This is a genomic window from Pseudomonas sp. Pseusp10 (assembly GCF_059492225.1).
In genome coordinates, this window is record NZ_CP168528.1 from 2,086,700 (window position 1) to 2,110,799 (window position 24,100).

21 protein-coding genes, 1 tRNA gene and 1 riboswitch are annotated in these 24,100 nt (G+C 60.6%); of the genes, 3 read left to right on the forward strand and 19 right to left on the reverse strand.

Going from position 1 to position 24,100, the window contains the following annotated elements:
* Nucleotides 1–75: 75 nt before the first annotated feature.
* From ACEN8Z_RS09350 to ACEN8Z_RS09415, 14 genes are all read right to left on the reverse strand, one after another.
* On the reverse strand, nt 76–345 hold the full coding sequence (locus ACEN8Z_RS09350) for a short-chain dehydrogenase (RefSeq protein ID WP_108227800.1): 270 nt from the start codon (nt 343–345) through the stop codon (nt 76–78).
* Nucleotides 346–738: 393 nt separating this feature from the next.
* Nucleotides 739–2,265 carry a Fic family protein gene (locus tag ACEN8Z_RS09355; protein ID WP_495597443.1) on the reverse strand — a complete coding sequence of 509 codons (1,527 nt, stop codon included), beginning with the start codon at nt 2,263–2,265 and terminating at the stop codon, nt 739–741.
* 310 nt (nt 2,266–2,575) lie between these two features.
* Nucleotides 2,576–2,649 (reverse strand) — tRNA-Gly (locus ACEN8Z_RS09360).
* Nucleotides 2,650–2,830: 181 nt separating this feature from the next.
* Complete coding sequence (locus ACEN8Z_RS09365) at nt 2,831–3,715, reverse strand: alpha/beta fold hydrolase (RefSeq protein ID WP_495597444.1); 885 nt, start codon at nt 3,713–3,715, stop codon at nt 2,831–2,833.
* Nucleotides 3,716–4,028: 313 nt separating this feature from the next.
* Nucleotides 4,029–4,721 carry a pseudouridine synthase gene (locus ACEN8Z_RS09370; RefSeq protein WP_495597445.1) on the reverse strand — a complete coding sequence of 231 codons (693 nt, stop codon included), beginning with the start codon at nt 4,719–4,721 and terminating at the stop codon, nt 4,029–4,031.
* A 33-nt stretch (nt 4,722–4,754) separates the two neighbouring features.
* Nucleotides 4,755–4,973 (reverse strand): cysteine-rich CWC family protein, encoded by a 219-nt coding sequence (locus ACEN8Z_RS09375; RefSeq protein WP_495597446.1) that lies wholly within the window; start codon nt 4,971–4,973, stop codon nt 4,755–4,757.
* Nucleotides 4,960–6,453 (reverse strand): sensor domain-containing diguanylate cyclase, encoded by a 1,494-nt coding sequence (locus ACEN8Z_RS09380; protein WP_495597447.1) that lies wholly within the window; start codon nt 6,451–6,453, stop codon nt 4,960–4,962. The genes ACEN8Z_RS09375 and ACEN8Z_RS09380 overlap by 14 nt, the downstream gene beginning before the upstream one ends.
* A 211-nt stretch (nt 6,454–6,664) precedes the next feature.
* On the reverse strand, nt 6,665–8,443 hold the full coding sequence (atzF, locus tag ACEN8Z_RS09385; protein ID WP_495597448.1) for an allophanate hydrolase: 1,779 nt from the start codon (nt 8,441–8,443) through the stop codon (nt 6,665–6,667).
* Nucleotides 8,444–8,468: 25 nt separating this feature from the next.
* Nucleotides 8,469–12,113 carry an urea carboxylase gene (gene uca, locus ACEN8Z_RS09390; protein WP_495597449.1) on the reverse strand — a complete coding sequence of 1,215 codons (3,645 nt, stop codon included), beginning with the start codon at nt 12,111–12,113 and terminating at the stop codon, nt 8,469–8,471.
* Nucleotides 12,114–12,429: 316 nt separating this feature from the next.
* Nucleotides 12,430–13,071, reverse strand: a complete 642-nt coding sequence (locus ACEN8Z_RS09395; RefSeq protein WP_007996701.1) for an urea amidolyase associated protein UAAP2 — start codon at nt 13,069–13,071, stop codon at nt 12,430–12,432.
* 11 nt (nt 13,072–13,082) lie between these two features.
* Nucleotides 13,083–13,808, reverse strand: a complete 726-nt coding sequence (locus tag ACEN8Z_RS09400; RefSeq protein WP_007984706.1) for an urea amidolyase associated protein UAAP1 — start codon at nt 13,806–13,808, stop codon at nt 13,083–13,085.
* A 13-nt stretch (nt 13,809–13,821) separates the two neighbouring features.
* The gene (locus ACEN8Z_RS09405) at nt 13,822–14,610 is read right to left on the reverse strand and encodes an ABC transporter ATP-binding protein (RefSeq protein ID WP_495597450.1); all 789 of its coding nucleotides are present in this window, start codon (nt 14,608–14,610) and stop codon (nt 13,822–13,824) included.
* Entirely contained in the window at nt 14,607–15,422 is an 816-nt protein-coding gene (locus tag ACEN8Z_RS09410; protein WP_495597451.1) for an ABC transporter permease, read from the reverse strand. The genes ACEN8Z_RS09405 and ACEN8Z_RS09410 overlap by 4 nt, the downstream gene beginning before the upstream one ends.
* A 15-nt stretch (nt 15,423–15,437) precedes the next feature.
* The gene (locus ACEN8Z_RS09415; RefSeq protein ID WP_495597452.1) at nt 15,438–16,505 is read right to left on the reverse strand and encodes a putative urea ABC transporter substrate-binding protein; all 1,068 of its coding nucleotides are present in this window, start codon (nt 16,503–16,505) and stop codon (nt 15,438–15,440) included.
* A 60-nt stretch (nt 16,506–16,565) separates the two neighbouring features.
* A riboswitch (guanidine-I (ykkC/yxkD leader) is annotated at nt 16,566–16,666 on the reverse strand.
* A gap of 282 nt (nt 16,667–16,948) precedes the next feature.
* Between ACEN8Z_RS09415 and ACEN8Z_RS09420 the strand changes: the two genes are divergently transcribed.
* Together ACEN8Z_RS09420 and ACEN8Z_RS09425 are read left to right on the forward strand one after the other, a co-directional pair.
* Entirely contained in the window at nt 16,949–17,224 is a 276-nt protein-coding gene (locus ACEN8Z_RS09420) for a hypothetical protein (protein WP_495597453.1), read from the forward strand.
* A gap of 167 nt (nt 17,225–17,391) precedes the next feature.
* Nucleotides 17,392–17,835, forward strand: coding sequence for a hypothetical protein (locus ACEN8Z_RS09425; RefSeq protein WP_495597454.1), 444 nt, complete (start codon nt 17,392–17,394; stop codon nt 17,833–17,835).
* 143 nt (nt 17,836–17,978) lie between these two features.
* On the opposite strand, the gene dspII is transcribed toward ACEN8Z_RS09425, so the two are convergent.
* The gene (gene dspII, locus ACEN8Z_RS09430) at nt 17,979–19,091 is read right to left on the reverse strand and encodes an enoyl-CoA hydratase/isomerase DspII (protein ID WP_495597455.1); all 1,113 of its coding nucleotides are present in this window, start codon (nt 19,089–19,091) and stop codon (nt 17,979–17,981) included.
* A gap of 132 nt (nt 19,092–19,223) precedes the next feature.
* Here dspII and ung point away from each other — a divergent pair, with 132 nt between their 5' ends.
* Nucleotides 19,224–19,916, forward strand: coding sequence for a uracil-DNA glycosylase (ung, locus tag ACEN8Z_RS09435; protein WP_007996228.1), 693 nt, complete (start codon nt 19,224–19,226; stop codon nt 19,914–19,916).
* Nucleotides 19,917–20,018: 102 nt separating this feature from the next.
* On the opposite strand, the gene ACEN8Z_RS09440 is transcribed toward ung, so the two are convergent.
* The 4 genes from ACEN8Z_RS09440 to ACEN8Z_RS09455 are packed head-to-tail and all read right to left on the reverse strand — an operon-like array spanning nt 20,019 to nt 24,062.
* Nucleotides 20,019–21,059 (reverse strand): AbrB family transcriptional regulator, encoded by a 1,041-nt coding sequence (locus ACEN8Z_RS09440; protein WP_495597456.1) that lies wholly within the window; start codon nt 21,057–21,059, stop codon nt 20,019–20,021.
* Entirely contained in the window at nt 21,052–22,566 is a 1,515-nt protein-coding gene (locus ACEN8Z_RS09445) for a tripartite tricarboxylate transporter permease (protein ID WP_007996225.1), read from the reverse strand. Before ACEN8Z_RS09445 ends, ACEN8Z_RS09440 begins: the two co-directional genes overlap by 8 nt.
* Before the next feature lies 1 nt (nt 22,567).
* Nucleotides 22,568–23,026, reverse strand: coding sequence for a tripartite tricarboxylate transporter TctB family protein (locus tag ACEN8Z_RS09450; protein ID WP_007996224.1), 459 nt, complete (start codon nt 23,024–23,026; stop codon nt 22,568–22,570).
* Between the two features lie 58 nt (nt 23,027–23,084).
* Entirely contained in the window at nt 23,085–24,062 is a 978-nt protein-coding gene (locus tag ACEN8Z_RS09455) for a Bug family tripartite tricarboxylate transporter substrate binding protein (protein WP_495034320.1), read from the reverse strand.
* Between the last annotated feature and the right edge of the window lie 38 nt (nt 24,063–24,100).

Consider the following 24,100-nt stretch of genomic DNA (forward strand, 5'->3'; position numbering starts at 1 on the left):
TGACGGTTTTTACATTCAACTTCTATGTTGTCTGCCAGTCCGCTATCGCGAGCAAGCTCGCTCCCACAGATTACGTCAGGACGGTTCTGCATCCATGCGTCGAGCGATGACATCCAGTACATCGCAGCCATCGCGCAAGGGGATGCAGCACAATAATGCGAAGTCGCTGAGGATCACGGAGTCAGTGCTGATTTCACCTCGCATCGCGAGGTTTTCGAGAACCTGCGTCACGGCACCGATTCGGTAACGGGCGCTGCTGAGCAGTGAATGCAACGGTTGTTTGGTGTTGACGTAAAAGGAGGGTAGATCGTCGGCGTTGCTGGTTAAAGCCATAAATTCGTTCATGAGTGGTTTCCATGGAGAGTAGATGACCTACCACTCAATCGTCGCCAAACAATAGGGTGGTAGCTGTACGCGGGTTGGCGAACCGGGCCATGGTAAACCGGCAGATCCTAGGATCTCCCACGCACAGCCACCAAAAAAGCAGGCAGCCAAGTGCGTTCAAAAGCGCTCCGAGAACTACTCGGAGGCTTCTGTACCAAGGCATCGAGTCGCCAAACCCGATACGCCATTTGGGCGTGCTCGGACTATAGGTCTCATGACAAAGGCACAGCAATGCGCAAGTGTACGGACAATTCCCAGACTAATGTAGGACGTTGCTTTTTCTGAAAAATGGCCTCGTTCGGTCTCCCAAAAAATGAGCCATTGGAGCCAAATGGGTCGACGTTGACAGGCCAGTCACGGGCTCCCCTCAAACGCAGAGCGCACGGCCTCCACAACGCGCTCCGCCATTCGCTCATTTTCAAGCTGCGGGTACGCTTTCATTAGCTTTCCGGACACCGTCCAGCCGTTCTCCTTTAGGGAGCGGATGATGCGGTTGGCATCCTGGTCCGGCATTTCCAGCACCTCTTTCAGCTGCTCCTGCGCTCGCTGAAAGATCACCAGTACTCTGGCTTCTTCCGCCATTTCCTTTCGAATCGTATGCTCGACAACGCGAGCGGTGTACAGGACGTGCTCGGTCAGATCGGGATACCGCCAGGCAAAGCGTGCGTCCTCGTATTCATCGAAGATAAAGTTGCTGGGAGTGCCGTCCTCGTAGGTCACGAGTTCACCGAATCGATAGGCCGTCGCGTAACGACGCATGAACGGTCGCGAGAACACTTCGAGGGTACGGTCGTAGCCGGCCCTGAAGTCGATCGAACTGGTGATGGTGGCTGACACCGGCAGTATCACGCCGTCGGGCACTGCCTTGTCCCGAATCAAGGTGTCATTGATCAGGAAACGATGAATCCGGCCATTGCCATCGCGCATGGGATGGATATAGACGAAGCCAAATGCCAGCACCGCGGCTCGCGCCAGAGACTCCACACCACGTGTTGCGATCTCAAACTCGTTGAGTCCTGCCAACAGCTGCGCAAGATCCGCAGAGTGGGGGGCAATGTAATGCACGATGTCCTCGCGCATCGTCGCCTGCCCCACAAACACAGGAGAGCGCCGCAAACCCAGCCCGATGGCATCACGCCCGAGAATGCCGGCTTGCAGCGAATGCAGACTCTCATTGCTCAACGGATCTTCGATATGTCCGCAGTGCTGAGCAATGACATGGGCAAACCTCTGGATGCGATCAGCCTGGTCGGCTTCCTTTTCGATGAGAAAGCTCGCGCGCGATTCCTTGAACGTCAACCAACTGGCCGTACGCAACAGGATGTCGGCGCCAAAGGCCTGATCCAACTCATTCAATGCTTCGCGCAGATTGAACTGCAGAGCTTCCTGCACCGACGCCGTACGACGAACCAAGGGACAGAACTGAGCGGTACCTGGAAGGTTGTTATTTATTCGCCAACGCCGCGTTCGCAACGACTCGCAACGAGTCAGGTAATGTTTTGGCGAAAGTGCATCAGCATAGGCGCCATTGGTCACGTCAGGCACATCCAGACGTTCACCTGTCAGCCATTCGTAGAGGAACCCCGTGCGACGGGCGTACTGGCCGAAAGGCTCCCGTCGACACCAGTCTTCGACAGGCTGCGGGCCTATGGCTGCGAACAGGCGAGCAAAGAACTCGAGATGAATTTCTTCGTACTTGAGGCCGAATTCGAAATGTCCTGCAAAGTCGTCTGCGGGCCGGTATTTTGGCGGATACCGGTTCTCCACTTGGCCGTCACTTTCGCGGCTGACACGTGAAGTGCCGATTATCGACTCGACACGTAAAGGCTGCGCCAAGGCAATGTCGTAACGGCTTGCGAGGGTCTTGAAACCGACTTGCATTGACGAAATCCTTTACTGGGGCAGGAAAAACGTTAACAGAACGTCGATCCTATGCGAAAACGATAATTTGCGCAGGTGTGAAAAATGCTAATGCTTGAAGAAATTTGATACTTATTCATTGTTTTTAGAGTAAAACGCTAACGGACACAGAGTGGTCGCTACAGTGGCGGGCGTGCTTGCTTGTCGATCAGCGGAAGTCATGAGCCGGATTTCACCAACCCCAGACACAAAAAAACCGGCCATCAAGGCCGGTTTTTTCTTTCTCTGCATCCCCCGTCAAAACCCTCCTGACGTGAGATCAAAATTCGATTGGAGCGGGTGAAGGGAATCGAACCCTCGTTATCAGCTTGGGAAGCTGGAGTAATGCCATTATACGACACCCGCTCAGAGCGCTGACTTTGTACCAGATACGGCCGGCGATTTGAAGTTTTTCTTTACGTGGGGCGGGTTTAACGCAGATGTGACAAAAAAGCATGGACCACATGACGGTCGATCGCGGGCAAGCCTCGCGCCTGCAGAATACGTTTAACGCAGCAGGGCGGGGCTTGCTCGCGATGACGCTACTTCAGCTAGCCAATGCATGGTGGTCCTGGACGTGGTGGTAACGCGGTCGGCTTTCGTGCTCTGCCGGCTTCAGGAACCCCATCAGTGCGTTGCGGCTGTCTCGGCAGGCGGCTTTGTGTTCCATGTCGAGAAAGTGGCCGGTGGCCTGGAGGGTGCTGAAGGTGCTGTGTTGCACGTGGCTGGCGAACAACCGGGCGTCTTCGGCGGCGGTGTACTCGTCCCATTCGCCGTTCATGAACAGCACCGGCACATCGATTTTCTTCGCCGCGTGCAGGTAGCACTGGCGATCGCTGTGCAGCACGTCGTTGATGTGGAAGTGCATCTGCCCGTACTCATGTTCGGCCAGGGAGCTGACGTGGCGATAGTTGAAGCGCTTGAACAACGACGGCAGGTGTTTGCCGATGGTGTCGTTCACCAGGTGCCCGACCCGGTCGCGGTCCAGGTTGCCGAGGTGTTCGACGCCGCGTTCGAGGTAGTCGAGCATGTGCGCGTTGATCACCGGGGAGAACGAACTGATCACGGCTTTTTCGATGCGCCGTGGCCGTTGCGACAACGCCATCATGGTCGCGGCACCGCCCCAGGAAAACGACAGCACGTGTTCGGCGGCGAAGTGGTCGATCAGCTCAAGCAGGATCTGCCCTTCGATTTCCTTGGTGAGCATTTTCTCATGCAGGTTGTGGGCTTTTGACCGGCCCGCGTAGGGCTGGTCGTAGCAGACGACGTTGAACTGCGGATGGAGGTTTTTCACGGTTTGTGCAAACGACGCAGTCGTGGCCATCGAGCCGTTGACCAGAATAATGGTCTTCTCTGCGGCGTCTGCGCGATAGAACTCCGTGTAAACCCGATACTGACCCTGTATATCCAGCACAGCGATTTCTGGCCTCATGTCATAAGACTCCTGGCAAGCGGGTATGCGCGCAAAAGAGATTGCACGAGCTTTGTGACAGGTAGGCATACGCCTGGAATTTGAGAGGCCCATGTCGATCCATTGCAGTCCGGTCGACGGGTATTGTTATTGGCGGGCAGTCTGCCGGATGAGGCCGGAACCCAAGGGTTCCTACCGGCAAAAAGTTTCTTAGAAGTATGGGGTGACTCATCGGTCACATTTCGGCCGACGCCCTGATTCAAGCAGGGGTCACATCATTGCGCAAGTGCCGCTGGTAAATTGTTCGACAACTTTCTGCTGAGCGGTCGTGCGCTTAGATCAAGCCGATCTCTTCATCGCTCAGTGGGCGGTATTCGCCCGGTTTCAACCTGTCGTCGAGCACCAACGGTCCCATACGCTCGCGGTGCAGGCGCATCACCTTGTTGTTGAAGTGGCCGAACATGCGCTTCACCTGGTGATAGCGGCCCTCGACGATGCTCAGGCGTGCAGATTTTGGCCCGAGCAACTCCAGCCCGGCGGGTAGCGTGATGAGGTCTTCGAAGGCGAAGTACAGCCCTTGCCTGAACTTGATGGCGTATTCGGGGCCGATGTCCTGCTCGGTTTCGACGTAATAGACCTTCGGCAGTTTGGTCTGTGGTTGGGTCAGGCGTCGCGACCAGCTGCCGTCATTGGTGATTAGCATCAGACCGGTGGTATTGAAGTCCAGGCGTCCGGCGATGTGCAGTTCGTCCTTGTCCGGTTCATGGATCAAATCGAGCACGGTCGGGTGCTGTGGGTCCCGAGTGGCGCTGACACATCCGGCGGGCTTGTGCAGCATGAAGTGGCGCAATGGTTTACCGACTTGCAGCACGTCGTTGTCGACTTCGATGCGGCTGAATTCGCGGACTTCACTGTGCGGGTCACTGACGACTTTTCCGTCAACCCTGACGCGTTTTTCCACCAGTAACAGGCGTACCTGCTTTCGGTTGAAGCACGGCAGGTTGCTGAGGAATCGGTCGACACGCATGACTAAGGATCAGGGAAGCAAGGGGCGCGCATCTTACTTGATCGACTCGGACGCTGCTTGCAACTGCGCCTCGACTTCGGCGCAGCGCGGGCACAGGCACGAGGCGTTGCGCAGTTCCACCGGCAGTGCCTGGAGTACGCCCGGGTCGATGCTGACACCGTAGCACCAGCAGGCCCGGTCGGCGGTTCGCGGGTCGGCCAGGGTGCAGTCGTTGGGGGCGCCGCAGGCGGGGCAGAGGTCAGACTGGTTCATAACTGGAGTGAGATTTTTCCACGCAGGTTCGGTTACGGCCGGTTTGCTTGGCCCGGTACATCGCATGATCCGCCCGTGACAGCAGGCTGTGCAAGGTGTCATCGGGCTGCAGGGTGGTGAGGCCGATGCTCACGGTCAGTTGCAAGGCTTTGTCGTTGTAGGCATAGCGCTGCTGTTCCACGTGCTGTCGAATTTTCTCGGCAATCATCAGGCCGGTCTTACCGTCGGTGTCCTTGAGCAGCACGATGAACTCTTCACCGCCCCAGCGGCAGACAATGTCGGAGTGCCGCAGGCAACTTTCCAGATCCCGGGCGAAACCGATCAGTACCTGATCGCCGGCCAGGTGGCCGTAGGTGTCGTTCAACGCTTTGAAGTGGTCGAGGTCCAGCAGCAAAGCGGTCAGCGGTTTGGGCTCGCGCCGGGCTTCATGCATGGCCTGTGCGGCCAGCAGGTCGAAGCCGCGACGGTTGGGCAGTTCGGTCAGGCTGTCGAGGATGGCCTGGGCCTGGATCTTGTCCTGATAGCGCTTGATCACCCGGTTGAGCAGGGCCAGTACGGTCAGTGTGACCAACAGGCAGATCAGCAGGTTGAGGTACAGCGACTGGCGGATTTCACCGAGGGCGCTGTCTTCGCGTTTGTCGACGAACAGGTACCAGTTCAGCTCCGGGATAAACCGCACGTTGAGGAAATGTCCCTGACCCTGCACGGAGTATTCGTAGCTGCCGCTGTGGGGTTGGGGCAGTCGACTGACCAGGTCTTTCATGCTGTCGAGGTCGCCGAGTTTCTGCCCGATGCGTGCACCCTGCGGACCCCCTTCGGCGCCGGTGAGCACCAGGCGCCCGAAGTTGTCTACGAAATACACACTGCGCTGATAACGCTGTTGGTACTTGTCGATCAGCTTGATCACGGCGTCGACGGTCAGGCCAACCCCGGCCGCACCGATGAATCGGTCGTTGTAGTCGTAGACCTTGTAGTTGATGAAGAAGGTCAGGTCGTCCTTGTTGGCGAGGTCGGGGTCGACGTTGATCTCGTACGGTTCCTTCATGTCCCGCACGCGAAAGTACCAGGCGTCGCGGGGTTCGGTGGCCTTGACCTGTTTGAGCACACCCTTGGCGTGGTAGTAGGTCAGGCTGGTGTTGGAGACGAAGAACGCGGTGTAGGCGCCGTAGTGAGTCATGACCTCGTTGAGGTAACGGGTCATCTGGTCGGAATCTTTTTCACCGTTGACCACCCAGTCGCGCATGAAGGTGTCGCGGGCCATCATCGAGGAAATCAGGATCGGCCTGACAAGGTCTTTCTGGATTTCCGAATAGACCGTGTCCGATGTCAGCGGCAGTTCGGTGTTGACGATGTTGTCGCGTATCGATGCCCGGGAGGCGTAGTAACTGAGAAAGGAGGTAGCGAGAAAGCCTGCGCCCAGCAATGCGACCAGCGTGAGTACCAACGAACGTTGAGAGTACAGCGGCGAGCGAAGCGGCATGACAGTTCCGTTGGCAGTGGTCCGATGGCAGGCATTCTAATGGCACTGCCGGGAAATAACTGCTCTATGTTTGCCGCGAATGGTCGTAAATCTTGCACGGACCTTGTGGGAGCGAGCTTGCTCGCGATGGCGGCGTGTCTGCCACATCAAGGCTGAATGTCACACCGCTATCGCGAGCAAGCTCGCTCCCACAGGGTTATGAGTCTGGTGTTTAGCCCAGTGTTTTCAGATACATCCGCCACCCGCCCAAATGACTGATATTCACCGCGCCCTCCAGCCCATACGCCTCGCAGATAAACCCGCTCTCCCAGCGCCCGTCCGCCAGTTGCACCTTGCCCAACCCCAGCGGCGCCGGAATCCCGGTCAGGAACGAACCCAGTTCACGACTGGGCAACTCCCAGACTTCCACTGCAATCGCCACGCCGCCATCCTTCACGCGGACCATGCCTGGACGAAACGGCGGGCCGCCGGCCAGGGCATAGAGTTGATAATCCGGTGAGCTGAATGTCGTTTCCACCAACCGGGCACCGCGCTGCTTGAGCTGCCAGTTCAACGCCAACCCGTTCAGATGCGCGCCGCAGACCACCAGCCGCACCCGATCATGGCGGGCAACTGTCACCGGTGCAGGTGCGGCCAAGCCTTGCTGACGTTGCAAGGCATCCGCCACGCTCAACAGATACTGATCGGTAAAGGCCCGCCCAAACAGCGTCACGCCCCATGGCAGGCCGTTGTCCATGAACGCGCTGGGCACGGCGACGGCGGCGTAATCGAGCAGGTTCATGAAGTTGGTGTAGTAGCCCAGTTCCGAATTGCGCAGCACCGGTTCAGCCTCGAGTTCCGCCCGCGTAACCGGGCGGCCGATGGTCGGTGTGACGACGCAATCAAGGCCTTCCAGCGCTGTGTCGCACCGGGCCTTGAGCGTTTGCAACCGGTATTGGGCGCGGAAGGTTTGCACGCCGTCGACGGCGGGGGCTTTGGCCAATACGGCGCGAATCACAGGCAACACAGCCTCGGGGTTTTGCGCCATCAACTCACCGGTCACGCTGTAGCGTTCGGCTACCCACGGACCTTCATAGAGAAAACGTGCGGCCTCCAGGAACGGCGATAGATCCAGCTCCACCGCTTCGCCGCCCAAGGCCTTGAGGCGGTCGATGGCATCACCGAACAACAGCGGGCCTTCAGGGCAATCGTAGAATTGCAGGTCCTGTGCACGGGGTACGCCGAAACGGAACGGGCGCGGTGTACCGAACGCCGAACCGTCGTTCCACAACGGGTTGCTGCGGCTGTATTCGTCCCGTGGGTCCAGGCGTGCGGTGAGCGTCAGCAACTGACTGGCCTCGCGCGCTGTGGCGGTGAAGGTGGTGACGCAATCCAGCGTACGACAGGCCGGTACCACGCCGGCCGTCGAGATCAGGCCTTTGGTGGCTTTCATGCCGACCAGGTTGTTCAACGCCGCCGGCACGCGCCCGGAGCCGGCAGTGTCTGTGCCCAGGGAAAAACTCGCGACCCCGAGCGCCACCGCCAGCGAAGAACCGGCGCTGGAGCCGCCCGACGGATACTCCGGCAACACGCTGTTGGGGCACGCGCCGTACGGTGAACGGCTGCCGTTGAGCCCGGTGGCGAACTGGTCGAGATTGGTCTTGCCCAACGGAATCGCACCGAGGGCCAGCAGTTGTTCGACGATGGTCGCTGAACGCTCCGGCACGTAGGCAAATGCCGGGCACGCCGCGGTGGTCGGAATGCCCGCCAGGTCGATGTTGTCCTTGATCGCGAACGGCACGCCATACAGCGGCAGGCTGTCGAGGTCGCGGCCGTCGAGGGCGGCGAGGTAAGGTTCCAGTTCTTCGGCGCTGAGCAAGTGGATGAACAGGTGATAGTCCGGGTTCAGTGCCGCGGCTTTGTCCCGCAGTTGCAGCAGCAATTGTCGTGGTGTGGTGCGGCCGTCGCGATAAGTGTTGCGCAGGGCGTCGAGTTGCAGATTGATGTTCATGGCGCGAGTCCTTTTTAAAATGGGTTCAGTCGAGTTCCAGCACCACGACGCGCTGTCCGGCACGTACTGCCGAACCCGGTTGCACGCGAATCTCGTGCACCACACCGGCCATCGGGGCGAGCAGGGGGATTTCCATCTTCATCGACTCCAGGATCACCAGCACGTCACCGGCCTCGACGCGGCTGCCGGTCTCGACCTGAACCTGCCAGAGGTTGCCGGCGATGTGGCTGTCGACGCTTTGTTGACTGCTGGCCAGCGGCGCCTCTTCGGTGGCCTTCGGGGCCAGTTCTTCACTGTCGAAATGCGCCTGGCCACTGGCGATCCAGCGTTCACGCTCGGCGTTGAACGCGGCTTTTTGCTGATCGCGAAACGCGGCAATGGTCTCGGCTTCCTGCGCCAGAAACGCCTGGTAATCCGTCAGATTCAACTGACTGTGCTCGATGTTCAGGTCGAAGCGCCCAAGGGGGAAATCCCGGCGGATGCGCAGCAGTTCATTGGCGCTGACCGGGTAGAAACGGATCTGGTCGAAAAACCGCAACAACCACGGTTTGCCATCGAACGCTGCGACCTCGCGGTAGCGGTTCCACATCTGCAACGTGCGCCCGACAAACTGATAACCGCCGGGGCCTTCCATGCCGTAGACGCACATGTAGGCGCCACCAATGCCCACCGAGTTTTCCGCGGTCCAGGTGCGCGCCGGGTTGTATTTGGTAGTCACCAGTCGATGACGCGGGTCGAGCGGGGTGGCGACCGGTGCGCCGAGATAGACGTCGCCCAGGCCCATCACCAGGTAACTGGCGTCGAACACTGTACGTTGTACTTCATCGAGGTTCGGCAGGTCGTTGATGCGACGGATGAACTCCAGGTTGCTCGGGCACCACGGCGCGTCCTTGCGCACCGTGGTCATGTATTTCTCGATGGCCAACTGGCACGCAGGGTCGTCCCAGGACAGCGGCAGATGCACGATGCGCGAGGGCACTTGCAGGTCTTTGGCGGCGCACACGGCGTCCCATTCGCCGGCAACGATGCCGAGCAGGTCGGACAGTGGCAGTTGCTCGGGCTGGTAGTGCACTTGTAGCGAACGGATACCCGGCGTCAGGTCGATCACGCCGTGCAGGTCTTTGCTTTCCAGTGCCTGCATCAGGGCGTGGGCGCGAAAACGCAGGACGAGGTCCAGTTCGGGGGCGCCGATTTCCAGCAGCAGGTGAGTATCGCCGGACAGTCTTGCGACCAGCCGCGTATCGTCCTGCCCGATATCCAACACCACAGGCGACACAATCCCCTGTAGGAGCGAGCTTGCTCGCGATGACGGCATCACATCCGACATCTCTGTGACTGAAACACCGCAATCGCGAGCAAGCTCGCTCCCACAGGAACTCCATTTCAAGGCGAGGTTGCGGGCGGTCTTCAGATCGACCGGGAGGAACTGCACCTTGTCCCCAGCCTTGAGCTGCCCCAGTTGCCAAAGATCTGCCTCGATCACGGTCACCGGGCACACGAACCCGCCAAGGCTCGGGCCATCCGGGCCGAGGATCACCGGCATGTCCCCGGTGAAATCCACCGCACCAATCGCATACGGATTGTCGTGAATGTTCGATGGATGCAAACCCGCCTCGCCACCATCGGCACGCACCCATTCCGGTTTTGGTCCGATCAACCGGACGCCCGTGCGGCTGGAGTTGAAATGCACTTCCCACTGCGTGGCGAAGAATGTGCCGATGTAGTGTTCGGTGAAGTATTCCGGGGCGCCGTGCGGACCGTAGATCACGCGGATTTGCCGTACGCCGGGCAACTCGTTGAGCTGATTTTCAGCCAATGGCTGACCGGCGCTGCGATCGCTCAAGGCTGGTACATGCAACACGTCGCCGGCACGCAAGGCGCGACCGCCGTGGCCGCCAAACTGACCGAGGGTGAAGGTGCTTTTGCTGCCCAGATAGTCTGGCACTTGCAGGCCACCCCGCAGGCACAGATAACTGCGGGCCCCTGCACCGGCAATTGTGCCGAGGCTCAACGTAGCACCGGCCGGAACCAGCAGCGTCGTATTCATCGCAACGGTTTCACCGTTCAGCGTCAGTGGAATATGCGCCCCGGTCACCGCCACCACCGCCTCGCAGTTGAAGCGCAGCAACGGCCCGCTCATGGTGATCTCCAGTGCCGCCGCGCCTTCGTCATTGCCCAGTAAACGATTGCCCAAACGCAACGCGCGACTGTCCATCGGCCCCGAAGGCGGCACGCCGACCGCCCAGTAACCGAGGCGGCCGGGATAGTCCTGAACGCTGGTCTGGGTGCCAGCGCTGAGCACCTCGAACGTGTTGGCCTGATAGACCAGGCCTTCCAGACAACGGGTCCACGGTTGGCCACTGGCGAAGGGCGCATCAAGCAGAATCTGCCGCAGGTAGTCGCGGTTGGTTTCCACGCCGTAGAGCAGGCTGGCACCTAGTGCCTGATGCAGATCCGCAGTGGCCTCTTCGCGAGTCGGAGCCCAACTGATGACCTTGGCAATCATCGGGTCGAAGTAGGGCGGGATCTCGCACCCAGCCTCGACCCAGGTGTCGATACGCAGTTGAATGCCATTGGTCACCGGGAAGTCCACGGCGGTAAGCAAGCCCGGACTGGGTTGAAAATCGCGCCCCGGATCCTCGGCATACAACCGCGCCTGAATCGCATGACCCTCAGGTTTCAAACCCTTTGCCAGATCGCTCAGCGGCGGCAGATCACCGGCCGCCAGTTGCACCATCCAGCGCACCAGGTCGACGCCCCACACCTGTTCGGTGACGCCGTGTTCCACCTGCAAGCGGGTGTTCACTTCCAGAAAGTAGAAACGTCGGGCATCGCTGTCGAAGACGAACTCCACGGTGCCAGCGCTGCGGTAATTCACCGCTTTGGCCAGTTTGACCGCCGCCGCGCAAAGCTCATCGGCCATGCCGTCGGGCAGGTTCGGCGCCGGGGTTTCTTCGAGGACTTTCTGGTTGCGTCGCTGCACTGAGCAATCGCGCACGCCGAGGGCGATCACCTCGCCGCGACCGTCGCCAAACACCTGCACTTCCAGGTGACGGGCGCGCTGAATGTACTTCTCGATGAACACACCGGCGTCGCTGAAGTTGTTCTGCCCGAGGCGTTTGACCGCTTCGAAGGATTCGCTCAACTCGGCCGCGCTGCGGCACACGCGCATGCCGATGCCGCCACCGCCGGCGGTGCTTTTGAGCATCACCGGGTAGCCGACCTGTTCACCGGCCTGCAGCGCGGCATCGAGGCTGTCGAGCAGTTCGGTGCCTTCGAGCATCGGCACGCCGTGTTGTTTGGCCAGGGCGCGCGCGGTGTGCTTGAGGCCGAACACCTGCAGTTGTTCTGGCGTCGGGCCGATGAAGGCGATGTCGGCGGCCTCGCAGGCTTCGGCGAACGCGGCGTTTTCCGAGAGAAAGCCGTAGCCGGGATGGATCGCGGTGGCGCCGCTGGTTTTGGCGATGGCGAGGATCTTTTCGACCGCCAGGTAAGTGCCGGCGGCCGCGCCCTCACCGAGGCTGTGGGCCTCGTCGGCTTGCAGGATGTGCAGGCTGGCGGCATCGGCCTCGGAGTAGACGGCAACACCCTGCACTTGGAGTTCGCGCAAGGTCCGCAGGATGCGGCAGGCAATGGCGCCACGGTTGGCAATCAGAACTTTTTCGAACATGGCATAACCCCCGGAGGCGATAGCGCATCAGCCTCGACTGGGATGCGGGCCGTCCCGCAGTTTTTCGATAGTCGCCGGGGTCGTCCCCGGTGGCAGAATCAGTTCGTTCCAAAACACCCTTGGCCCCTTGTAGGAGCGAGCTTGCTCGCGATGGTCGTGAACGATTACGCGTGACACCCGATGCCCAGCGGCGCTCTTGGGTTTTTCGCGAGCAAGCTCGCTCCTACAGGGAGCGGTGGTGGTTTTTACTGTTTGATGCACTGCCCTGAACGGGCCTGGCACAAGGCAAATAACCAGCGGCGCAGTCTCGGGAATTTCAGTTCCATACCAGCAGCTCCGCAGGAGTGGGGTTGTAGGCGTTGCACGGGTTGTTCAATTGCGGGCAGTTGGAGATCAGCACGATCACGTCCATCTCCGCACGCAGATCCACGTACTTGCCCGGTGCCGAGATGCCGTCTTCGAAGGTCAGGCCGCCGTCAGCCGTGACCGGCACGTTCATGAAAAAGTTGATGTTTGGCCCGATGTCGCCCTTGCCCAGGCGGCCATCGTGAACACAGGCGCGCAGGTAGTTGTCGCGGCAGCTGTGCATGTAGCGTTTTTCCAGGGCGTAGCGCACGGTGTTGCTCTCTTGCGCACAGGCGCCGCCGAGGGTGTCGTGACGCCCGCAGGTGTCGGCGACGATGGTCAGCATCGGCTTGCCGAGGTTGGAATACAGCACGCTGCCGGTGCTCAGGTACACGCTGTTCTGCCGGCGCAAGGTGCGCTGTACGTCGTAGCGTTCTTTTGGATTGGCGACGCTGTAGAACAGCGTATCGACCGCCTGATTGCCTTCCAGATCGAGGATGCGCAGGGTCTGGCCGGCCTTGACCTCCATCAGCCAGGGTTCGCCGGCGGGGATGGTGGCGCGGTAGACCGCAGTTTCAGGCGACTGTGGAGCGGTGGCGATTGCAAGTGACATGGCAGCGATCCTCAGGCGAACAGACGGTCGGTGTTGATGAAGCCGCGCTCGTTTTCCGGGCGCGAGGTGCGGCAGTGTTCGGCGACGCTGGCGTCGGCGTTCATCCAGCTGAGCTTCAGCGGTTTCGGCGCGTATTCCGGCGTCGGGTCCATCGGGTGTTGCAGAGCGGTGAGCACCACCAGGGTGTCCATCGGCGCGTACAACTCGATGTAGTCGCCGGCCTTGGAGTTGCCCTCGACAAAGTGGAAGCGCCCGGCGTCGTCGACGTTCACGCGGCTGAACAGGTTGAGGGTCATCAGCAGGTCGGACAGACCCAGCCCCCACTTGCCCAGCTCCACCAACAGATTGTCGGTACCGTTGCGGAAGAAGCCGTTGCGCAGTTCCTGGTAGCGGCCTGCGCCGTACTTTTCTGCGACTTCTTCAGCGCAGAGCACGCCACCCAGACTGTCGCTCCAGCCGCAAGTGTCGGCGGTGATGGCGGCCAGCACGCGGCCCATGTCCGAGTACAGGCAATGGCCGGCGGTGAGCTTGGCAGTGTGTTGGCATTTGAGGCTGTCGGGCAGGTTCAGGCGTTCGGTTTTTTCATTGGCATTGAGCAACGTCAGGCTGACGTTGGCGCCGCCGCGCAGGTCGGTCAGGCGCAGCAGTTGGCCGCGCTTGAGCACAAAAGAGCGATGGCCGCCGCCGGGGAGCATTTCTTCGGCGAAGGGCGGGAACAGTTGGGTCGAATCAGTCACTGGAAAATTCCTCTCAAGCAGTTCGAAGTGAGCCCGCCAGATGCACCGGCAAGGCGTCGACGACGGCACGGTCGGCGCGGCGGTCGCTGTTCAACGGGATGTCGTAGGTGATGCGTGCGCCATAGGCACCGGGTGCGTGCGGGTCGAGGCGAACCTTGTCGAACACCAGCAGGCGCGTGCCAAGGCTGAAGCCTTCGGACAGGTCATGGGTGACCATGAACACCGTCAATCGGGTCTCGCGCCACAGCTCCAGCAGCAAGGCGTGCATGTCTTTGCGGATGCCCGGATCGAGGGCACCGAACGGTTCGTCGAGCAACAGCACGCGGGGCTTCATGATCAGTGCCTGAGCGATGGCCAGTCGTTGCTGCATGCCGCCGGAAAGCTGCGCCGGGTACTTGTCCAGCGAGTGACCGAGACCGACTTTGTGCAGCAGCACCGATGCCTGTTCGCGGGCCTCTTTTCTAGCGCTGCCGAACAGGCGTCCGAGCAAGGATGAGCGTGGCAGTTCGAGGCCCAGGGCGACGTTGTCCAGCACGCTCAAGTGCGGGAACACCGAGTAGCGCTGGAACACCACGCCACGACTGGCGTCCGGCTCACTGGCCAAGGGCTGACCGTCGAGCAGGATCTCGCCGCGACTGGCGCGTTCCTGGCCGAGCAGCAGGCGCAGGAAGGTCGATTTACCGCAACCGGAAGCGCCGACGAGTGTGCAGAACTCACCCTCGTTGACGTTCAGGTTCAGGCCTTCGAGCACCACCTGATCGGCGTATTGCTGCCAGACGTTTTTAACGCTGATGAAGCTCATTTGGCGGCCCCCTCGTACCAAGGGAACGCCCGACGCGTCAGGTACTTGAGCCCCCAATCCATCAGCCAGGCAAGCAGGGTGATCCACACCACGTACGGCAGGATCACGTCCATAGCCAGGTAGCGGCGCACCAGGAAAATCCGGTAGCCGAGGCCGTCGGTAGAGGCGATGGCCTCGGCGGCAATCAGGAACAGCCACGCCGAGCCGAGCATCAAGCGCAGCGAGATCAACATCCGTGGCAGCAGTTGTGGCAGCACCACCCGCAACATCAGGGTCCAGGTCGAGGCACCGAGGGTCTGGGCCTTGATCAGCAGCTCCACGGGAATTTCCCGGGCGCGCTGTTCCAGGTCCCGGGCCAGGGCCGGGGTGATGCCGATGACGATCAGCATCACTTTCGACAATTCCCCCAGGCCGAAGACGATGAACAGGATCGGCAGGATCGCCAGCGGTGGCACCATCGACAGCACCGTCAGCAACGGTGACAACGGCGCACCGAACAGTGGCAGGGTACCGGCGGCGATGCCCAGGCACAGCCCGGCCAAGGCGCTGATGCCCAGGCCGATGGCCAGACGTTGCAGGCTGGACGCCGTGTCCTGCCAGAGCAGGTATTCGCCGGTGCGGGTGTCGGCCACGAACGCCAGGCGTTTCACCGCATCGGTCATCTGCACGGCGCTGGGCAGCAGCTTGTCATTAGGGTTGTCCGCCAGTCGCTCGGCCGAGCCCGTGAAGTAGGCAAACAGCACCAGGGCGAACGGCAGGATCACCAACAGCAGGCGACTCGGGCGGTCCGGGTGAAGGTTGATCAGGCGCATGGCCAAGTCCTCTTTTTACAGCTTGGCGTCGGCGGCCATCTGCACGTAACTCGGGTCGAAGCGCAGCTTGAGGTTGCCCTTGTCGCCGCTGGTCACGCCGTTGGCGAAGGCCATGCCGACTGCGCTGGTGTCCTTGGCGCCTTCACCCAGCAAGCCGTGCTGGAAGGAAAACTCGGCGACTTTGCGCATGGTGTCCGGCAGTTGCTTGCTGGTGCTGAACGCCAGGGCCTCCTTGGGCGTGGCGAACAGTTTGGTGGTGTCCAGTTGTGCCTGGAAACCCGGCAGGTCGGTGCCCGAGGCTTTGGCCATGTGTTCCAGTGCGGCTTTGCCCGCAGCGTTCCTGGCGTTCATCAACTCGACCACTTCAAACCAGGCGCCGGTCAGCGCCTTGCCGAGGGCCGGGTTGTCTTTGAGGGTCTGGGAGTTGACCACCATCATGTCCATGATTTCGCCGGGGATCTGGCTGGAATTGAACACTTCGCTCACCCCGGGCTTGGCCTTGATGTCCGAGAGCATCGGGTTCCAGGTGGTGACGGCGCTGACCTGTTCGGTGTTGAAGGCCGCCGAGATATCGGCGTCGGAGGTGTTGACCACTTTTAGGTCTTTCTCGGTGAGATCCACCGAATCCAGAGCCCGGGCCAGCAGGTAGTGGGAGACCGAAAGTTCTACCAGGTTGACGTCCATGCCCTTGAGGTCGGCGACTTTCTTGCCTTCGCCCTTGAGCACGATGCCGTCGTTGCCGTTGGAGAAATCGCTGACGATCAGCGCAGTGCTGTCGACGCCGCCGGCGGCCGGAATGGTCAGCGCGTCCATGTTGGTCATGGTGCAACCGTCGAACTGGCCGGCGGTGTACTGGTTGATCGATTCGACGTAATCGTTGAGCTGCACCACGTCGATCTTGATGCCGTACTTTTTCGCCCATTTATCGACGATGCCCTGGCTGCCGGCGTATTCCCACGGCATCCAGCCGGCGTAGATGGTCCAGCACACGCTGAAGTGGTCTTTCTGGGCGGCCTGGGACGAGAAGCTCACGAGGGCCGCGAACGCAGCGGCGAGCAGGGCGGGTAAACGAAGCTGGGACATGGTGGTTCTCCAGTTGATCAAGGACGGACAGGACGGCAGCGGCACCGCGAACGGTGGCTTGTCTCCCGGGCTTTTGTCCCGCCGTGTAACCTCAACTGGAGGTCGCCAACTCTCGGACCAGTCACTCGCGATTGCGAGCCGGAACCCTAGTCAGCCATTGCAAATTGTGGTGCCGCGAACCTGTGGTGACTCCTGCACGGTTTTGCTAAAGCGAGAGGCGTGCCAAGTCGGTCCGAACGCTCTAGCGTGGGGGACAGGAAGGACGACGGGTTTGACTGGAAAGGCGGGCTGCCTTGTGATGGTGCGCAAGCGCACCGCATTGGAACGTATCCGCCGCTGATCCGAAGGTGGGTGCGACGTTGCACTTGGCAGAGATTTACCAGTCAAAACAGATGTCAGCCGGTCTGTTCCGACTGCTGTCACTGGTCTTTACGGAGGCCGTCATGTTGCGTCGTTTGTTGTTTGGTGCAGTGCTCGGTTTTGGATTGTCTGGCTGCTATTACTACGACAGTCCTGCCGACGTCTACGGGACATCTTATTACTACCCAGGTTACTACTCGCCTTATTACTACGGCGGCTATTACGGCCCACGTTATTACGGTGGCTATCGCTCCTATTACCATGGTGCGCACGGTTACTACGGTGGCCACGGCTATCGCGGCGGTTGGTATAACGGAGGTGGATATCATGGCGGTGGATTTCACGGTGGCCACCGTTAATCAGGGCGTGAATGGATGAAAAACCTTTCATCGGCCAGATGTTTCCACTTGTTTCAAGGGCGCACCAGATTCCGAAATCGATGTCTGATCTTTCGACAGTCACCGAACATTTGACTGTCGCTTGCCAGCGTCGCTGGTGTGGCTCACCCGCGGTCCAGGAGGCCGCCATGCTCTGTCAAAATAAGCTGCGGCGAATTCTTCTGCTTGCTGTATTGGGATTATCCCTTGGTGGGTGCGTGCCTTATTACGACGAAGGAGGCAGTTATTACAGTTCCGAAGTCTATACCTCGCCTGCGCCAACCCATTACGCCGGGGGGAGTTCCTACTATTCCAATGGTTACTACACACCGTCGCCTCGGTATTACATGCCGCCAGCGCGGTATTACCAGCCGACACCGCGCTATTACTACCAGCCGCGGATGTATCAACCGCGCTATTACCAGCCCGCTCCGCGTTACTACCAGCCATATCGGGGTGATTACCGGATGCATCAGAACCATGGCTGGGACGGCCGTAACCGCGGGGACTGGAACAATGACTCTCGCGGCCATGACTGGCGCAACCATCGTGGCGAACGCGACGATCACAACTGGCGGGGTAATCACCGCTAGTTTTATATAGAACACAGCTCTAATGTGGGAGCGAGCTTGCTCGCGATGAGGGAGTGTCAGTCAAAATCAATGTGCCTGACACTCCGCCTTCGTCGGAACGCCGCCCGGAGCAAGCCCGCTCCCACATTTTTTATGTCCGGACTTTAATACTCGGACAAATCCGCCAACGGATGCCGGCCTTCCCACGCCTTGTGAAAGTGCGCCTCTACCACCGCGTCCGGTACGTTGTTGATGTCCGGCCAGTGCCAGTGCGGCTTCTGATCCTTGTCGATCAACCGGGCACGTACGCCTTCGCTGAATTCCGGATGACGACAGCAGTTGAGGCTCAGGGTGTATTCCATCTGAAAGACTTCGGCCAGCGACAGGTGCCGGGCACGGACGATCTGCTCCCACACCAGATGAGCGGTCAGCGGCGCGCCTTCGCTCATGGTCCTGGCCGCGCGGCTCAGCAACAGATCGCTGTGATCGCGCAAGGCGCTGATGGCCTTCCAGGCGCAACGCACGTCACTGACATCCAGCAGCTCATCGATCTGCTGACGGCGCGGCAACCACTGGGCTTCGGGCATCTGCGCCACGGCTTCCTGCTGTAAGGCCTTGAGCAGGCTGTTGAGCTGCATGGGTGTCTGTTCCTGCCAGTTCAATTGCAACAGGCCTTCAATCAATTCCGGCTGCTGCTCATCGCGCAGGAAACGATCCGCCAGGTCCAGGTCGATGGCATCGCGGCCGTTCATGTGCGCACCGGTCAGGCCCAGGAACAACCCGAGCCTGCCTGGCAGGCGCGACAGAAACCAACTGGCGCCAACGTCCGGGTACAGGCCAATGCTGATCTCGGGCATTGCCAACCGGCTGCTCGGTGTGACGATGCGAATGCTCGCCCCTTGCAACAACCCCAGGCCGCCGCCCAGCACATAGCCATGGCCCCAGCAGATCAACGGTTTGGGGTAGGTGTGCAGGTGGAAGTCCAGGCGATATTCCGCCGCAAAAAAGTGCGCGGCCAGTGGCGGCACTTCCCCGGCTTGCGCGCGGCAGGCGTCGACCAGGCTGCGCACTTCACCCCCGGCACAAAAAGCTTTGGGGCCATTACCGCGCAACAGCACGCAGACGATCTGCGGGTCCTTGGCCCAGGCCGCCATGCGGTCGCGCAGGGCGTTGATCATCGGCAGGGACAGGGCGTTCAGGGATTTTTCGGCATCCAGGCTGGCGATGCCGATGCGGGCGCCGTCGGTGCCGGTGAGTTCTTCGAAGTGCAGATTCATCGTGACCTCGATCGGGAATTTGAAGGTTAAGTATGATCGCAGTGTAGGAAAGTGCCGGATCTGCGTCAGATCAATTGACAAGCGTGGTGCGCTTTCCTAGGGTTCGCCCCATTGTTTTTGCCGGGTATGACCATGACTGCTGACGACCGTATCAAACTCGAACCGAGCTGGAAGGAGGCACTGCGTGCCGAATTCGACCAGCCCTACATGACAGAGTTGCGAAACTTCCTGCAACAGGAGCGGGCGGCCGGCAAGGAAATCTATCCGCCGGGGCCGATGATTTTCAACGCGCTCAATTCCACGCCGCTGAACAAGGTCAAAGTGGTGATCCTCGGTCAGGATCCTTATCACGGCCCGGGCCAGGCCCATGGTTTGTGTTTTTCGGTGCAACCCGGTGTGCCGGCGCCACCGTCATTGGTGAACATTTACAAAGAACTCAAACGCGACCTGAACATCGACATCCCCAACCATGGCTACTTGCAGAGCTGGGCCGATCAGGGCGTGTTGATGCTCAACACCACCATGACTGTAGAGCGCGCCAATGCCAATGCGCACAAGGACAAGGGCTGGCAGTTTTTCACCGATCGGGTCATTGAAGTGGTCAGCCAGCAGCAACCGCACCTGGTGTTCATGCTGTGGGGCGCCCATGCCCAGAGTAAGCAGAAACTGATCGATGCCACCAAGCACCTGGTGCTGACTTCGGTGCACCCGTCACCGCTATCGGCCTATCGCGGCTTTCTCGGGTGCGGGCACTTCAGCCGCACCAACAAGTTTCTTGAGCAGAATGGCGAGACGCCGATCGAGTGGCGGTTGCCGCCGGTTTGATTGGTTGACCTGACTGGCCCCATCGCGAGCAAGCTCGCTCTCACAAGGTTCGCGTGATCCTTGTGGGAGCGAGCTTGCTCGCGATGGGGGGCACTCGGTCTATTAGTCTGGCTCGGGATTACGGTCCCAGTACTTGAACAACGGCTCCGCCAGAAACAGCACAAACAACAACCGCATCACCTGCATTGCCGTCACCAGCGGCACCGACAGTTGCAGGGTTTCCGCCGTCAGGCTCATCTCGGCAATGCCGCCGGGCATCATGCCCAATGTCAGTGAGCGCAGATCCAGGTGGGTCAGCGCACTCAAACCCAGGGCTGCTACGGTCGCAATCAGCATGGTCAGCACCGTGCCGATCAGGGTGCGGCCCATGAACGATGGCGCACGCCGGAAAAACTGTCGGTTGAAGTGACAGCCCAGACCGCTGCCGATCAACCATTGGCCAATCTGGCTACCGCCATTGGGCAAGCCGATGTGCAGATCCCAGCCGATGCTGACGGTCGCACTGACCAGCAATGGCCCGAACAGCCAGGGGTTGGGTTGCCGCAGGCGTTCCCAGATCCAGGCCGCCAAAGCGCCAGCGGGGAACAGCAGGGCCAGCCAGCGCCAGTCCACAGCGTTGGCATGTAAAACCGGGGCACCATCGCCCAACAAATACTTGAACGCCGCCGGTACGCAGAGCACCACGACCAACACCCGCAAACTCTGCCCCGCCGCCACACGGCTGAGCACCGCACCATTGCGGGCGCCGAGGTTGACCATCTCCCCGGAACCGCCGGGCATGCTGGAAAAGAACGCCGTGGCGCGATCTTCACCGGTACGGCGCATCAGCCACACGCCGACCACGGCAGACAGGCTGGTGACCAACGCACCGAAGAAGATCAGACCGAAATGACTCAGCACCTGCTCCATCACCAGCGGGGTGAAGTGCAGGCCGATACCGATGCCGACGATCCACTGGCCGCACTTGCGGCCGCCAGGGATTTCGGCCAATTGCCAGGGTGTCAGGCAGCGCACGAGGATGATCGCCAGCAACGAGCCGACCATCCACGGCAAAGGCCAGCCGACCTGGCTGGCGAGGTAACCGCCAAGCAGGCCGACCAGCGGGGTTCCCCACCAGAGTTTGAAGGGGGACCTGTCAGACATCGGCGATAGCGCGTTGCGCGGCCGAACGTTTGCGCCAGATGCGGATAAGCGGCATCAGCAGCATGATCGCCGTCAGGATCCAGCAACCGAAGGTGATCGGGCTCGACCAGAGGATTTCCAGTGCACCGTTGGAGATCGACAGGGCGCGACGCAGGTTCTGTTCCATCAGGCCGCCGAGGATGAAGCCCAGCAATACCGGCGACAGCGGGAAGTCCAGCTTGCGCAGGATATAACCGAAGATGCCGATGCCGATCATCAGGAACAGGTCGAACGTTGTAGCGTGCACCGCGTAGACACCAATCCCGGTAATGATCGCGATCACCGGCACCAGTGCCCAGTTCGGCACGGCGAGGATGCGGGTAAAGATGCGGATCATCGGGATGTTGAGGATCACCAGCATCACGTTGGCGATGAACAACGAAGCGATCAGGCCCCAGACGATGTCCGGTTGCTGTTGGAACAGCAGCGGGCCCGGAGTGATGTTGTACAACGACAGCGCGCCGATCATCACCGCCGTGGTGCCGGAACCTGGAACGCCGAGGGTCAGCATCGGCACCAGCGCACCGCAAGCTGCGCCACCGATGGCGGTTTCCGGGGCGGCGAGGCCGCGCATGTCGCCCTGGCCAAAAGTACCCTTGGCGCCAGCCATGCGTTTTTCGGTCATGTAGGCCACGGCACTGGCCAGGGTCGCACCGGCACCCGGCAACACGCCCATGATGAAACCCAGTACGCCGCAACGGATGTTCACCACGAACACCGACGCCGCTTCCTTGAAGTTGAACATCATGCGCCCGGTGGCTTTCACCGCTTCCTGGCCGTGGTGGGTTTTTTCCAGCAGCAGCAGGATTTCGCTGATGGAGAACAGGCCCAGCACCAGTACGACGAACTGGATGCCGTCGGTCAGGTGGATGTTGTCCCCGGTGAAGCGATACACACCGCTGTTGGCGTCGATGCCGACGGTCGACAGGAACAGACCGATCAGCGCCGCGATGAACGTCTTCAGCGGACGGTCACCGGCCATGCCGCCGAGGCAGACAATCGCAAACACCATCAACACGAAATATTCCGCCGGGCCGAAGGCAATCGCCCATTTCGCCAGCAACGGGGCGAACAGCACCATGCCGCAGGTCGCGATAAAGGCACCGATGAACGAGCTCCATGCCGACAGCGACAGCGCTACACCGGCCAGGCCTTTGCGTGCCATCGGGTAACCATCGAGGGTGGTCATCACGGTGGACGCTTCGCCCGGGATGTTCAGCAGGATCGAGCTGATCCGGCCGCCGTATTCGCAACCCAGATACACCGCCGCCAGCAGGATCAGTGCCGACTCCGGTGGCAGGCCGAGGGCGAATGCGATCGGGATCAACAGTGCCACGCCGTTGATCGGCCCCAGGCCCGGCAACAGGCCGACCACGGTACCGATCAGGGTGCCGCACAGTGCGGTCACCAGGTTGTACGGGCTCAGCGCGACGCCGAAGCCCTGACCCAAATAGCCAAGAGTATCCATATCAGTTCTCCAGAACGTCGAGCACACCCAAAGGCAGCGGCACGTCCATCAACTTGTCGAACAGCAGGTAGAGGCCGACGGCCATCAGGCTGATGATCACGATGCTTGGCACCCAGCGACCGCCATACAGACGGGCCATGGGCACGCCGATCAGGATGCTGGCGACGATGAAACCCAGCGGTTCGAAGGTGCCGGCGAACACCAGCAACAGCACCACGCAGATGCCGATCTTGGTCAGGGTTTCGCGATCCAGCGGCGGCTCGTCAGCACTGTGCTTGATCGGTGCCGGACGGAACGCCATGTACAACAGCGCTGAGCCCATCAGGCCAAGCATCAGCAGTGGAAAGGCCCGAGGCCCCACCGGTTCGTAGGAAAAAGCCGCTTGGTACGGCCACGCCATCAGTGCCAGGCCGAGACAGACCAGTAACAGCACCGAAGCAAAAATGCGTTGTAAGAGCATGGAAAACTCCTGTGCCGCGGCCCCGCAAAACGGAGCCGCAGCCGCTAGACAGAGGCGATCACTGGATCAGGCCGAACTCTTTGGCCAGCACTTTGTAGTCCGCGACTTGCTTCTTCACGTAGGTGTCCAGTTCCGGGCCGGTCATGGCGAACGGGAACAGTTCACGCTGATCGCGCAGCTTGGCGAATTCAGGCGAGGCCAGCAGTTTGTCGAAGGCGTCTTTCCACCAGGCGTAGTCTTCGTCACTGACCTTTGGCCCGAGGTAGAAGCCGCGCACCACCGGCCAGACAATGTCGTAGCCTTGCTCTTTGGCGGTCGGGATGTCTTTCATTTCCGGCTCGTCCAGACGCTTCTCGGCAAACACGGCCAGCAACCGCATGTCGCCGCTCTGGATGTGTGGCATGGAGTCGGAGATGTCGGTGCTGCCGACCTGGATGTGTCCGCCGAGCAGGGCGGTGGCAATCTCACCGCCACCTTCAAGGGCAACGTAACGCAGGTCGCGCGGGTTGATCCCGGCGGCCTTGGCGATCAGCGCGGTTTGCATCCAGTCTTGGCTGCCGACGGTGCCGCCGGAACCGATCACCACTTTGCTCGGATCTTTCTTCAGTGCCTGGACCAGATCGTCCAGAGTCTTGTAAGGCGAATCGCTTTTTACCGCGATGGCGCCATAGCTGGTGCCGACGGCGGCCAGCCAGCGCACGTTGCTTTCATCGAAGCGACCGAATTTGCCTTGGGCCAGGTTCAGCAGCGAACCGCTTGACCATGCCACCAGGGTGCCTGCATCCGCCGGACGCTGGGCAACCACCGCGTTGTACGCCACCGCGCCGACACCGCCGGGCATGTAGGTCACGCGCATCGGTTTGGTCAGCAGTTTTTCGTTGACCAGCGCGCTTTGCGCCAGTTTGCAGGTCAGGTCGAAACCACCGCCGGGTGAGGCTGGGGCGATGCATTCCGGGCGTTTGGGTTCGGCAAGCACTTGGCCGGTGAACAGCAGGACGCTGGCGGCGAGGGCTAGTTTACGCATTGACAGGTTCATTCAAGTCTCCTTGGGAGTTGTTGTTATCGACGTACTGA

Coding starts and splice junctions, on each gene's coding strand:
- ACEN8Z_RS09350 (WP_108227800.1), bottom strand. CDS start 345: ATGAACGAATTTATGGCTTTAACCAGCAACGCCGACGATCTACCCTCC.
- ACEN8Z_RS09355 (WP_495597443.1), bottom strand. CDS start 2,265: ATGCAAGTCGGTTTCAAGACCCTCGCAAGCCGTTACGACATTGCCTTG.
- ACEN8Z_RS09365 (WP_495597444.1), bottom strand. CDS start 3,715: ATGAGGCCAGAAATCGCTGTGCTGGATATACAGGGTCAGTATCGGGTT.
- ACEN8Z_RS09370 (WP_495597445.1), bottom strand. CDS start 4,721: ATGCGTGTCGACCGATTCCTCAGCAACCTGCCGTGCTTCAACCGAAAG.
- ACEN8Z_RS09375 (WP_495597446.1), bottom strand. CDS start 4,973: ATGAACCAGTCTGACCTCTGCCCCGCCTGCGGCGCCCCCAACGACTGC.
- ACEN8Z_RS09380 (WP_495597447.1), bottom strand. CDS start 6,453: ATGCCGCTTCGCTCGCCGCTGTACTCTCAACGTTCGTTGGTACTCACG.
- atzF (WP_495597448.1), bottom strand. CDS start 8,443: ATGAACATCAATCTGCAACTCGACGCCCTGCGCAACACTTATCGCGAC.
- uca (WP_495597449.1), bottom strand. CDS start 12,113: ATGTTCGAAAAAGTTCTGATTGCCAACCGTGGCGCCATTGCCTGCCGC.
- ACEN8Z_RS09395 (WP_007996701.1), bottom strand. CDS start 13,071: ATGTCACTTGCAATCGCCACCGCTCCACAGTCGCCTGAAACTGCGGTC.
- ACEN8Z_RS09405 (WP_495597450.1), bottom strand. CDS start 14,610: ATGAGCTTCATCAGCGTTAAAAACGTCTGGCAGCAATACGCCGATCAG.
- ACEN8Z_RS09410 (WP_495597451.1), bottom strand. CDS start 15,422: ATGCGCCTGATCAACCTTCACCCGGACCGCCCGAGTCGCCTGCTGTTG.
- ACEN8Z_RS09415 (WP_495597452.1), bottom strand. CDS start 16,505: ATGTCCCAGCTTCGTTTACCCGCCCTGCTCGCCGCTGCGTTCGCGGCC.
- ACEN8Z_RS09420 (WP_495597453.1), top strand. CDS start 16,949: ATGTTGCGTCGTTTGTTGTTTGGTGCAGTGCTCGGTTTTGGATTGTCT.
- ACEN8Z_RS09425 (WP_495597454.1), top strand. CDS start 17,392: ATGCTCTGTCAAAATAAGCTGCGGCGAATTCTTCTGCTTGCTGTATTG.
- dspII (WP_495597455.1), bottom strand. CDS start 19,091: ATGAATCTGCACTTCGAAGAACTCACCGGCACCGACGGCGCCCGCATC.
- ung (WP_007996228.1), top strand. CDS start 19,224: ATGACTGCTGACGACCGTATCAAACTCGAACCGAGCTGGAAGGAGGCA.
- ACEN8Z_RS09440 (WP_495597456.1), bottom strand. CDS start 21,059: ATGTCTGACAGGTCCCCCTTCAAACTCTGGTGGGGAACCCCGCTGGTC.
- ACEN8Z_RS09445 (WP_007996225.1), bottom strand. CDS start 22,566: ATGGATACTCTTGGCTATTTGGGTCAGGGCTTCGGCGTCGCGCTGAGC.
- ACEN8Z_RS09450 (WP_007996224.1), bottom strand. CDS start 23,026: ATGCTCTTACAACGCATTTTTGCTTCGGTGCTGTTACTGGTCTGTCTC.
- ACEN8Z_RS09455 (WP_495034320.1), bottom strand. CDS start 24,062: ATGAACCTGTCAATGCGTAAACTAGCCCTCGCCGCCAGCGTCCTGCTG.